The sequence below is a fragment of the Micromonospora sp. ATLC20 genome, assembly GCF_057196585.1.
The window spans coordinates 1-10,301 of sequence record NZ_JBXUOV010000195.1 but is presented as its reverse complement, the minus strand read 5'-3'; the positions used below and the strand labels follow the sequence as shown (position 1 = coordinate 10,301).

Here is a 10,301-nt window from a genome sequence, read left to right as displayed (position 1 = left end):
GGTCGGGCAGGGCGGGCTCGACCGGCGGCGGTGCGGGCTCGGGCCGGGGGCGGCCGACCGCGCGTACCCCAGGGGTCTGTTCGCGGATCGGCGGTTCCGGCTCGGCCCGGGGCGCCGGCTCGACCGGCACGGCGGGCTGGTGCGGGATCGGCAGCGGCTCCCGGCCGACGCCACGACGCGGCGGCGCCACCACCGGCTCGACCGGCGCGGGCGGCGTGGAAGCGGCGGGCCGCCGCCGGGGCTGCGCGCCGCCGAACAGGTCGAGGAAGGGCGAGTCGATGTCGCCGTCGGGGCGTACCGGCTCGCGCGGGGTCATCGGTCGCGGCGGCTGGAACACGCCGACGCGGCTGTGCCCGGGGCTGGTGACGAGCGCGCTGTCGAGGACGACCTCGTCCAGATCCTCGTCCGGTGGGTAGTCGAACGATCGCGCACGGTTACCGTTGGGCCCGGCCGGGCGCCCGGCCGGGGAACCCGGCGTGGAAGAGCGACTCATGCGACCGCCTCACCCGCGTCGTTCGTCTGCACGGTTGTCGTACGCCCGGTCATGCCAGTTCCTCCCGGATCCTGATCCGGCTCGCGACGAGCCGCGGATCCCGCTGCTCGGTGGCCGGTTCCCGGGTGCGTCGCCAGTCGGTCAGCGCGGTCCGGATGACCATGCGCGCGGGCCGGTCCGGGTCGACGTACCGGAAGATGAACGAGGTCGTCACGATCGCCAGCGAGATCTCCCAGGCGGGGAACAGCTCGACCTGGAGCGTGAACAGCCAGTGGATGAACATGTAGAGGGGTACGAGCAGCATGAACAGGCCGTACTGGGCGTACGGCAGGTGGACGGGAAGGGTGTACCCGGGCGGCCCCAGGTAGACGAGGCGTGCCCGGTAGATGTCGTCGTCGGTGCGCAGCCGCATCGTCGCCCAGCGCCCTACTCGAAGATCAGGTTGATCAGGTAGTCGCCGACGAAGAAGAGTGTTGCCGCTCCGGCGATGAAGGCCAGGCCGATGATGGCGATGGCCGAGCTGGTCAGCACCTTGGAGATCTCACCCCGGCTGGCCCGGCCGATGAAGATCACTCCGAGGACCGCGAGCAGGATCGGCGCGATCTTGCTGGCGAAGAAGGTGACGACGTTGTCGGTGTCGATGCCCTTCGGTGCCGGCTCGGCGAGTGGAGTCGACGCCAGGGTGTGGAGCGCGTGGTCCACGGCACTGGACGCCGTTGCCATGAGCTCGATGGCGATCACTGGAAACCTCCCCAAGGTCGCGGCCGGCGGCGCCGCGTTGGTGCAAGTAGGCAAGCCTGGCGGGATGGTGCTCGTCAGAGACAGCGCCGTCAACGCTGAGTCCGTCACCCACCACGCAGAGTGGTGAGTTTTGGGGGGATTCTTCCCGCTTCGGCCCTCCCTCCAGGCTTCGCCATCTCGATGCTGGGCAATTCCAAAGCGTACGGCCCGGCCACCTTTGCGACAAGCCGTGAAGAGTCGACCTCCGACGGCCCGGATGACCGATCGTACACCTGTTCCAATGCGCACGTCAGGGGTGCCGCGTCGCGCGCTCGCCCGGTGGCCGGAAGCCCTGTCGGCGAACGGTACTGTCGGGTCCGTGACCGATCTGGTACGGGCGGAGGCCCCGGTGGTGATGGGCGTCCTCAACGTCACGCCCGACTCCTTCTCCGACGGCGGCAGATACGCCGATCTGGACGCGGCAGTCGCACACGGGGTGCGACTGCGCTCCGACGGCGCCGACCTGATCGACGTGGGTGGCGAGTCCACCCGGCCCGGCGCCGAGCGGGTCGACGCGGAGACGGAGACCGCCCGGGTGCTGCCCGTGGTCCGCGAGCTGAGCGCCGCCGGCATCCGCGTCAGCATCGACACCAGTCGCGCCCGGGTCGCCGAGGCCGTCCTCGCCGCCGGTGCGTACGTGGTGAACGACGTCTCCGGCGGCCTCGCCGATCCGGACATGGCCCGGGTGGTCCGCGACGCCGGCTGCCCCTGGGTGCTCATGCACTGGCGGGGTCACTCGCGGGGGATGCGGGAGCTGGCCACGTACACCGACGTGGTGGCCGAGGTCCGGGACGAGCTGAGCCGGCGCGTCGACGCCGCGCTCGCCGCCGGGGTGGCCGCCGACCGGATCATCGTGGACCCGGGCCTGGGCTTCGCGAAGACCGCCGCGCACAACTGGGCGCTGAGCGCCCGCCTGCCCGAGCTGGTCGACCTGGGCTTCCCGGTGCTGTTCGGGGCCAGCCGTAAGTCCTACCTGGGCCGGCTGCTCGCCGACCCGGCCGGCGAACCCCGCCCCCCCGCCGGGCGGGAGGCCGCGACCGTCGCGACGAGCGTGCTCGCCGTCGCGGCCGGCGCCTGGGGGGTACGCGTGCACGACGTCCGCGCCACCGCCGACGCGCTCGCCGTCTGGCGCGCCACCGGCGGCCCTCGGCTCGCCACCGCGACCGGCACACGGCGTACGGAAGCGTCCACCGGCACGAGCGGAGGCGACAGATGAGCGACCGGATCGAGCTGACCGGCCTGCGGGCGCACGGCCGCCACGGCGTCTACGACTTCGAGCGCGCCCAGGGGCAGGAGTTCGTGGTCGACGCGGTGCTCGAACTGGACCTGGGCCCGGCCGCGCGCTCGGACGACGTGACCGACACCGTCCACTACGGCGAACTCGCCGAACGTCTGGTCGCGGTGATCACCGGCGAGCCGGTGAACCTCATCGAGACACTCGCCGACCGGCTGCTCGCGGTCTGCCTCGCCGAGCCGCTGGTGGCCGCCGCGACGGTGACCGTGCACAAGCCGGAGGCCCCGATCCCGCACGCCTTCCGGGACGTCGCAGTCACGATGAGGCGTACCCGGTGACCCGGGCCGTGTTGTCGATCGGCAGCAACCTGGGCGACCGGCTCGGCCACCTGCGCGGCGCGGTGGCCGCGCTCGGCGACCGGGTGCTCGTGGTCTCCGGCGTCTACGAGACTCCACCGTGGGGGGACGCCGACCAGCCCGCGTACCTGAACGCCGCGGTGATGGTCGCGGACCCGGCGGCGGCGCCGGAGGACTGGCTGGCCCGCGCCCGGGCCGCGGAGGCGGCCGCCGGGCGCGACCGCGACCCGCAACGACGGTACGGGCCGCGCACGCTCGACGTGGACGTGATCGCGGTCTGGGACGACGCCGGCGAGCCGGTGCTCCGCGACGACCCCGAGCTGATCCTGCCGCACCCCCGGGCCCACCTGCGCGCCTTCGTGCTGCGCCCGTGGATCGACATCGAGCCGCACGGCCGGCTGCCCGGGCACGGCTGGCTGACCGATCTGCTCAACGCCGAGCCGCTCGCCGGGGACGCCCTGGAACTGAGCCCGCGACCCGATCTGGCGCTAGAGTCGGACACATGACCCGGTGGATCGTGGCCCGGCAGTGGCGAGCTGAGGAGGTGCGGTGAGCACCGACCGCTCCCCGCAGGGGCCCGACCGCTTCCGGATGGGGCCGACCCGGGCCTCCACCCTCGTGGTGGCCGGCCTGGCCGCCGCCGCGGTGGCCTGGCTGCTGATCAGCGGCTTCTACTACGACTTCGCGCCCGACCTGCCCTGGCTGCCGGTGATCACGCTGGCCGGGCTGGCCGTGCTGGAGGGCTACGCGGCGGTGAACACCCGGGGCCGGATCGAGCGGCGGCCCGGCCGGGAGCCGGTCAACCCGCTGCTGGTCGCCCGGTTCGTGGTGCTGGCCAAGGCGTCGGCGCTGGCCGGGGCCATCTTCGCCGGCTTCTACGCCGGGCTGACCGGCTGGCTGTTCGTGGAACGCACGAACGCCGCGGTGGGCGATCGACCGGCCGCGCTCGGCGGCCTCATCGCCGCGCTGGCGCTGGTCGCGGCCGCGCTCTGGCTGGAACGCTCCTGCCGCGTCCCGGAGCAGGAGGACGACGAGGACCGCGAGCCCGGTGACCGGGAGACGCCCCGCGGGCGTCTCTGAGGGTTCCCCCCACCCCGGCCCGGCGGTACCGTCCCTGGCGACCGGAGAGCGACGGCCGCCACCGGTCCGCCCGCCCGTGGGCCGGACGCGGCCACCTGGGGGAGGCGCGAGCCAATGGCGTACGACGATGCGGGCCGGACAGCGCCGCCGGAGACGTCGTCCGGGGTGCCCGCTGCCGTACTGGAGAACGTCTTCGACGACCCGGCCCACGGCGAACCCGGCCGGGACCGGATCGCGGTGCACGTCTTCTGGGAGTTCGTGCTGCTCGCCGGCCTGGTCGCGATGGCCTGGATGCTCTGGCGGGAGGACTCGGACGCGCTGCGCGGCGGCGCCCTGAAGACGTTGCTCGTCGACGTGGCGGCGCTCGGCCTGCTCACCCTCGCCGCCGGCCTGAGCCTGCGGGCCGGCGCGGTGAACCTGGCGCTCGGGCCGGTCGCGCTGGCCGCCGCGCTGCACTTCGCCGAGCAGGGCGACCGGGGCATGCGGGAGGCGCTGCTGCCGGCGCTGGCGATCGCGGCCGCGGCCGGGCTGGCGCTCGCCCTGGCCGTGGTGGTGCTGCACGTGCCCGGATGGGCGGCGAGCCTGGCCGGGGCGGCCGGAGTGATCGTCTACCTGGAACGGCGGACCGCGCCGGTGACGGTGCAGGGCGACTACGACCCGCGCGGCAGCGCGCTGTACTTCTTCGTCGGCTTCGCCGCGGTCGCCGTCCTCGGTGGCCTGTTCGCCGCGATGAAACCGGTACGCCGGCTGATCGGCCGGTTCCGTCCGGTCGCCGACCCGGCCCGGCGGCGCGGCGTGGCGGCCGCCACGGTGACCGCGCTGGCGCTCGTCGGGTCCACCGTGCTGGCGATGCTGGGCGGCGTGCTGATCGCGGCGAACGGGGACGGCCAGGTCGCGCCCGGCACCGGGCTGGACTGGACCGTGCTGGCGGTCGGCACCGTGATGCTCGCCGGCACCAGCGCGTACGGGCGGCGCGGCGGCATCTTCGGCACCCTGTTCGCGGTCTGCCTGGTGGTGGTGTTCCTGGCCTGGACCGTGCCGCACGGCTGGACGGTCAGCCGGTGGGCGCTCGGCGGCGCCGTGCTCGGCGTCGGCCTGCTCGTCACCCGGCTGGTCGAGACGTTCGGCCGTCCCCGCCCGGCACCGCCGGGTCCGCTCGGCCCGGTCCGCCCGGCCCGGGACGGCGCGCTGAGCGGCGGCTGGACGATGACCCCGCCGCCCGAACCGGCCGACGCCTGGCCCTCGGTGCTCCCGGTACGCGAGCACGACACCCCGGTGGAGGCGTGGGAGGCCCCGCGCTGGGACAACGAACCCCGGCGCTGGGACGCCGACGACCGCTGACCCCGGCGGTGGCCGTGCGTCCGGCGCGCCCGGACTGATCTCTCCGGTTAGGCTCGGCGGCATGACCGATACTCCTGCCCCCGGCGGCCGCACCTTCGACGAGCTCGACAAGCTCTCCACCGAGGAGCTGCGCGAGCAGGCGTTCAACCTGGCGCGCGACCGCCGCGACGTGGGCTTCTTCTGGTCGGTCCTGCGGCACCTGCCCAACGCCGACGAGGCTGCCGCGCTGGACGGCGCGCCGAACTCGATCGGCCCGACCATCGACGAGGCGAACGCGCTCTGGCGTGAGCTGACCGGGCACGGCTATGACGAGTCCGCGCCGCTGCTGCGCGCCGCCTTCATCGACTACCTGATGAAGCACTGAGGTCGATGACTGCCCGTCGGCCGACGGCGGCCGACCGGTTGCGCAGGTTTGCCCGGCGGGACCGGCCGGGAACTGACCGCCGCATGGCTCTGAGCAACCGCCCCCGCACCGTCCCCCGGTACGGCACGGCCGCCGGCACCGGCACGCTCGCCGCGTTCCTGCTCGTCGCCGTCGGCGGCAGTCCGATGTACGTGGACTGGGCGCAGCGCGGCACCGACCCGACCGGCGCGGGTGGCTGGTTCCTGCGGCTGCTCGCCTGGCCGTCCTGGCGGTGGCAGGCCGACGAGGGCGTGTTCGCCACCAACCTGCGGGCGATCCTGCTGCTCGTGCTGGCCGCGGCACTGCTGTACCTGCTGCCCGGCCCGCAGGTCGACCGGGTGACGTCCTCGGGCAGCCAGTTCCTGTCCGGCTGGGGCGCGTACGCGCTCGCGGGCGGGCTCAGTGCCCTCCTCGCCACACTCCTCGGCCCGCACGGCTCGCTGTTCGCCGCGTTCCAGGCCGCGAGCACCGGCGTCACGTACGGCTTCTTCGCCGGCTGGATCGTCGGACTGGCCAGCCTCGGCGGCCGGGCCTGACCTCAGTCCACAGCACCGAGCGCCAGCACCCGGGTGCGGGTGAGCAGCCCCACGGCCCGGCCCTCCTCGGTCACCACCGCGTGCTCGGCGCCGGAGGTGAGCAGCGCGCCGAGCGCGTCGTACGCCGAGTCGCCGAGCGCCACAGTGGGCAGGCCGGTGCCGCCGTCGGCCGGGAGCGGGTCGAGCACCGCGCGGGTCACCGGGGTGACGGCGAGCCGCCGGATGCCCCGGTCGGCGCCGACGAACTCGCGGACGAAGTCCGAGGCGGGCGAGCCGAGCAGCGCGGCGGGTGTGTCGTACTGCTCCAGCCGGCCGCCCTCGGACAGCACCGCGATCCGGTCGCCCAGCCGGACCGCCTCGTCGAGGTCGTGGGTGACCAGCACGATCGTCTTGCGCACCTCGGCCTGCAACCGCAGGAACTCCTCCTGCAGGCGGGTCCGGACGATCGGGTCCACCGCCGAGAACGGCTCGTCCATCAGCAGCACCACCGGGTCGGCGGCGAGCGCCCGGGCCACGCCGACCCGCTGCCGCTGCCCGCCGGACAGCTCGTGCGGGTACCGCCTGCCGAACTGCGCCGGGTCCAGACCGACGAGTTCCAGCAGCTCGCCGACCCGGTCCCGGGTCCGCTGCTTCGGCCAGCCCAGCAGCCCCGGCACGGTCGCCACGTTCGCGGCGACGGTCTGGTGCGGGAACAGTCCGACGTTCTGGATGACGTACCCGATGCGGCGGCGCAGCGCCACCGGGTCGACCCGGGTGACGTCGTCGTCGCCGAGCAGGATCCGCCCGTCGGTCGGCTCGATCAGTCGGTTGATCATGCGCAGCACCGTCGACTTGCCGCAGCCGGACGGGCCGATCAGCACCACCAGTTCGCCGGCCGCGACCTCCAGGCTCAGCTCGCGTACCGCCTCGGTGCCGTCCGGGTAGCGCTTGCGGATGCGCTCCAGCGTGATCGACGCCGCGCCGCCTCCGGCGGCGCTTCCCGGGGTACCGTCCACGTGTGTCCCTCCACCTGAGCTACCGGGCCGACCCGGGTAATCCGTGGTTCTCCTGGCAGTACGTGCGGGACAACTCTGACACGATCCTCGCCGCGCTGCGGGAGCACACCTGGCTGACCGCCCGCGCCGTGGTGATCGCCGCGCTGGTGGCGTTGCCGCTCGCGGTGCTCGCGTACTGGTTCCGGTCGTTGTCGGCGCCCATCCTGGCGGTGACCGGGGTGCTCTACACCGTCCCGTCGCTGGCGTTGTTCGCGTTCCTCGCGCCGTACCTGGGCATCGGCGCGATCACCGTGCTCACCGTCGTCGCGCTGTACGCGCTGCTGGTGATCGTGCGTAACGCGCTGGCCGGGCTGAACCAGGTGCCGCCCGAGGTCCGCGAGGCCGCCGAGGGCATGGGGTACGGCAGGTGGGGCCGGCTGTTCCGGATCGAGCTGCCGCTGGCGCTGCCCGGCATCCTCACCGGCGTACGGCTGGCGACCGTGTCCACTGTCGCGCTCGTCACCGTCGGCGTGGTGGTCGGCCGGGGCGGGCTCGGGCAGCTCATCTTCGCGGGCTTCCAGAACAACTTCTACAAGGCGCAGATCATGGCCGGCACGGTGCTGTGCGTGCTGCTGGCGCTGGTGCTCGACCTGGTGCTGGCGGGCGTGGGCCGCCTGCTCACCCCCTGGCTGCGCGGGAGGTCCGCCCGGTGAACCCCGTCGAGCAGGCAGTGGTCTGGCTGAACGACCCGCTGAACTGGACCAACCCCGGCGGCGTGCTGGACCGCCTCGGCGAGCACCTGAGCATGTCCGCGCTGGCGGTGCTGCTGGGCTGCCTGGTGGCCTGGCCGATCGGGCTCTGGCTCGGGCACAGCGGCCGGGGCGGGGGGCTGGTCCTGCTGGTCTCCAACGTCACACTGGCGATCCCGACGCTGGCGCTGCTGACCATCCTGCCGCTGACGTTCCTCGGCTTCGGCCGCCCGGCCGTGGTGGTGGCACTCGCGGTCTTCGCGATTCCGCCGCTGCTGGCGAACGCGTTCACCGGGGTGCGGCAGGCCGACCCGGAGGCCCGGGACGCGGCCCGGGGGATGGGCCTGTCCGGCGGGCAGGTGCTGCGCCGGGTGGAGCTGCCGCTCGCGGTGCCCTACCTGGCGGCCGGCTTCCGCACCGCGGCGGTGCAGGTGGTGGCCACCGCCGCGCTCGCCTCGTTCGTCAACGGCGGTGGGCTGGGCCAGATCATCCGGGCCGGGTTCGGGCTCGACATCGCCGCCGGCGGCGGCCAGATCATCGCCGGCGGTGTGCTGGTGGCCGGGTTGGCGCTGCTCGTCGAGGGGGTGCTCGCGCTGGTGGAGCGGGTGGTCACGCCCCGCCCGCTGCGCCGGGAGCGCCGGCGGGCGAACCGCCGCGCGACGGCGGCGACGACCGGCAGTTGAGCCGTCGGTGACGATCGGATGACGAAAACCGCTCCGAGTTTGTCGGTCGGGTCTGGAGGATATTGGCTGGAGTCGCGGGTGGCCGTCCGGATCGCCCGTCGGACACGCGGCCGGCCCGAGGGGGTCGCGCCGGGACACGGAAGGCGGGCACTGATGCGCGCGCGTACGACACTGGCCGCGGGGGCGCTCGGCGCACTCACCGCGGCTGTTCTCCTCACCGGGTGCGGCGACGCCGGCTCGTCCGGCACCGACGCGCCCGAGCAGGGCGCCTCGGGGGCGGGCTGCGCTCCGGTGGCCGGTGACCAGCTCGTCGTCCTGACCGACGACAAGAAGCTCCAGAACACCGACAACGTCATCCCGGCGATCAACGCGAAGGCGGCCACGCCGCAGCTCGTCGCCGCGCTGGACAAGGTCTCCGCGAAGCTCGACACCCCGAAGCTGATCCAGCTCAACCGGGCGGTCGACGTCGACCGCAAGACGCCCCAGGTCGCGGCGCAGGAGTTCGCCTCCGCAAACGGCGTGACCGACGGGATCGAGAAGGGCCCGGGCGGTCAGATCACGGTCGGCGCCGGCAACTTCAGCGAGAGCCAGACCATCGCCGAGCTCTACAAGATCGCGCTCACCGCGGCCGGCTACCAGGTCAAGGTGCAGACCATCGGCAACCGGGAGCTCTACGCGCCGGCCCTGGAGAAGGGCCAGATCCAGGTCGTCCCGGAGTACGCCGCCACCATGGCGGAGTTCCTCAACACCAAGGCGAACGGCAAGGACGCCCAGCCCGTCTCCTCGCCGGAGCTGGACAAGACCGTCGCGGCGCTGAAGACCGAGGGTGACAAGGCCGGCCTGGTCTTCGGCCAGCCGTCCCAGGCACAGGACCAGAACGCGTTCGCGGTCACCAAGGCGTTCGCCGACAAGTACGGCGTGTCCACGCTCTCCGAGCTGGCCGCCAAGTGCTCCGGCCAGGCCACCGTGCTGGCCGGGCCGCCGGAGTGCCCGCAGCGGCCGAAGTGCCAGGCCGGTCTGGTCGAGGTGTACGACTTCAAGGCCGGCTCGTTCAGCTCGCTGGACGCGGGCGGCCCGCAGACCAAGAACGCGCTGAAGACCGGCTCGGCGAGCGTCGGCCTGGTCTTCTCCTCCGACGCGGCGCTGGCCACGAGCTGACGCGGCACCGCCGGCCGGCGCCACGCGTGCCGGCCGGCGGCACGGGCAGCCCGTTCGGCGGGCCGCTCATCGAGTGGCGCCGACCCGTTCCCCTCGGGTGGAACTCTCGGTACTCTGCTCAGCCATGCCAGCCTCGGTCGCGCCCGCCGACAAGAGCACGCCCGCCCTGCTCAACGTCCTGTTCTGGGTCGGTGTGGGGCTGGCGCCCCTGGCCGCGCTCATCCTGCTGATCGCCGACGGCAACGGCTCGCTCCGGTTCGGCGCGGTCCTGGCGATCCTCGCGGTCGTGCTCATCGGCCTGTCCATCGCCCTGCGGCCGGATGGCGCTTCCGGAGGTGCGGAGGCCGAGGAACTGCGCGAGGAGTTGGCGCAGCTCCGTCGGGAGTTGCGAGCCGAGATCGTGGCGGCGGCCCAGCGTGGCAACCAGGCGCTCGACCAGGCACGGCGTGCGGAGGAGGCGGCCGGCGCGGTCCGGCAGCGGCTCGACGCGGCCGCTGCCGGGCTGGCCTCCGCC

At 73.9% G+C, this 10,301-nt stretch carries 13 protein-coding genes and 2 pseudogenes; 11 read left to right on the top strand and 4 right to left on the bottom strand.

Annotated elements, in window-relative coordinates; all coding sequences use genetic code 11:
• The 3 genes and pseudogenes from AC2CHG_RS26925 to AC2CHG_RS26915 all read right to left on the bottom strand — a co-directional run.
• Window positions 1-493: pseudogene (locus AC2CHG_RS26925) on the bottom strand (ATP-binding protein); the annotation flags it as partial.
• Window positions 494-542: 49 nt separating this feature from the next.
• Window positions 543-905, bottom strand: a complete 363-nt coding sequence (locus AC2CHG_RS26920) for a hypothetical protein (RefSeq protein ID WP_013288977.1) — start codon at window positions 903-905, stop codon at window positions 543-545.
• A 14-nt stretch (window positions 906-919) separates the two neighbouring features.
• On the bottom strand, window positions 920-1,234 hold the full coding sequence (locus AC2CHG_RS26915) for a hypothetical protein (protein ID WP_013288976.1): 315 nt from the start codon (window positions 1,232-1,234) through the stop codon (window positions 920-922).
• Between the two features lie 358 nt (window positions 1,235-1,592).
• Here AC2CHG_RS26915 and folP point away from each other — a divergent pair, with 358 nt between their 5' ends.
• The 7 genes from folP to AC2CHG_RS26880 all read left to right on the top strand — a co-directional run bounded on the left by folP (window position 1,593) and on the right by AC2CHG_RS26880 (window position 6,223).
• On the top strand, window positions 1,593-2,489 hold the full coding sequence (gene folP, locus AC2CHG_RS26910) for a dihydropteroate synthase (RefSeq protein ID WP_262013400.1): 897 nt from the start codon (window positions 1,593-1,595) through the stop codon (window positions 2,487-2,489).
• A complete protein-coding gene (gene folB, locus AC2CHG_RS26905; RefSeq protein WP_262013399.1) occupies window positions 2,486-2,845 on the top strand; it encodes a dihydroneopterin aldolase in 360 nt (119 codons plus the stop codon). Before folP ends, folB begins: the two co-directional genes overlap by 4 nt.
• Window positions 2,842-3,369, top strand: a complete 528-nt coding sequence (folK, locus tag AC2CHG_RS26900; RefSeq protein WP_030273727.1) for a 2-amino-4-hydroxy-6-hydroxymethyldihydropteridine diphosphokinase — start codon at window positions 2,842-2,844, stop codon at window positions 3,367-3,369. Before folB ends, folK begins: the two co-directional genes overlap by 4 nt.
• 85 nt (window positions 3,370-3,454) lie before the next feature.
• A complete protein-coding gene (locus AC2CHG_RS26895) occupies window positions 3,455-3,943 on the top strand; it encodes a DUF3180 domain-containing protein (protein ID WP_120574102.1) in 489 nt (162 codons plus the stop codon).
• Between the two features lie 114 nt (window positions 3,944-4,057).
• On the top strand, window positions 4,058-5,284 hold the full coding sequence (locus AC2CHG_RS26890) for an ABC transporter permease (RefSeq protein ID WP_262013398.1): 1,227 nt from the start codon (window positions 4,058-4,060) through the stop codon (window positions 5,282-5,284).
• Between the two features lie 61 nt (window positions 5,285-5,345).
• Window positions 5,346-5,648 carry a hypothetical protein gene (locus tag AC2CHG_RS26885; RefSeq protein WP_135242344.1) on the top strand — a complete coding sequence of 101 codons (303 nt, stop codon included), beginning with the start codon at window positions 5,346-5,348 and terminating at the stop codon, window positions 5,646-5,648.
• A gap of 83 nt (window positions 5,649-5,731) precedes the next feature.
• Window positions 5,732-6,223 carry a hypothetical protein gene (locus AC2CHG_RS26880; protein ID WP_013288969.1) on the top strand — a complete coding sequence of 164 codons (492 nt, stop codon included), beginning with the start codon at window positions 5,732-5,734 and terminating at the stop codon, window positions 6,221-6,223.
• A 2-nt stretch (window positions 6,224-6,225) separates the two neighbouring features.
• On the opposite strand, the gene AC2CHG_RS26875 is transcribed toward AC2CHG_RS26880, so the two are convergent.
• Entirely contained in the window at window positions 6,226-7,218 is a 993-nt protein-coding gene (locus AC2CHG_RS26875) for an ABC transporter ATP-binding protein (protein ID WP_357209510.1), read from the bottom strand.
• A 2-nt stretch (window positions 7,219-7,220) separates the two neighbouring features.
• Between AC2CHG_RS26875 and AC2CHG_RS26870 the strand changes: the two genes are divergently transcribed.
• The 4 genes and pseudogenes from AC2CHG_RS26870 to AC2CHG_RS26855 form a co-directional block, all read left to right on the top strand.
• A complete protein-coding gene (locus AC2CHG_RS26870; RefSeq protein ID WP_013288967.1) occupies window positions 7,221-7,910 on the top strand; it encodes an ABC transporter permease in 690 nt (229 codons plus the stop codon).
• Window positions 7,907-8,629, top strand: coding sequence for an ABC transporter permease (locus AC2CHG_RS26865; protein WP_194801950.1), 723 nt, complete (start codon window positions 7,907-7,909; stop codon window positions 8,627-8,629). The genes AC2CHG_RS26870 and AC2CHG_RS26865 overlap by 4 nt, the downstream gene beginning before the upstream one ends.
• 153 nt (window positions 8,630-8,782) lie before the next feature.
• A complete protein-coding gene (locus AC2CHG_RS26860) occupies window positions 8,783-9,787 on the top strand; it encodes a glycine betaine ABC transporter substrate-binding protein (protein ID WP_355511596.1) in 1,005 nt (334 codons plus the stop codon).
• A 124-nt stretch (window positions 9,788-9,911) separates the two neighbouring features.
• Window positions 9,912-10,301, top strand: a pseudogene (locus tag AC2CHG_RS26855) (hypothetical protein); the annotation flags it as partial.

Excerpts from the sequence above, each read along its gene's own strand:
- AC2CHG_RS26890 (WP_262013398.1), top strand. The coding sequence starts at position 4,058 with ATGGCGTACGACGATGCGGGCCGGACAGCGCCGCCGGAGACGTCGTCC.
- AC2CHG_RS26895 (WP_120574102.1), top strand. The coding sequence starts at position 3,455 with ATGGGGCCGACCCGGGCCTCCACCCTCGTGGTGGCCGGCCTGGCCGCC.
- AC2CHG_RS26920 (WP_013288977.1), bottom strand. The coding sequence starts at position 905 with ATGCGGCTGCGCACCGACGACGACATCTACCGGGCACGCCTCGTCTAC.
- AC2CHG_RS26885 (WP_135242344.1), top strand. The coding sequence starts at position 5,346 with ATGACCGATACTCCTGCCCCCGGCGGCCGCACCTTCGACGAGCTCGAC.
- AC2CHG_RS26880 (WP_013288969.1), top strand. The coding sequence starts at position 5,732 with ATGGCTCTGAGCAACCGCCCCCGCACCGTCCCCCGGTACGGCACGGCC.
- AC2CHG_RS26860 (WP_355511596.1), top strand. The coding sequence starts at position 8,783 with ATGCGCGCGCGTACGACACTGGCCGCGGGGGCGCTCGGCGCACTCACC.
- folB (WP_262013399.1), top strand. The coding sequence starts at position 2,486 with ATGAGCGACCGGATCGAGCTGACCGGCCTGCGGGCGCACGGCCGCCAC.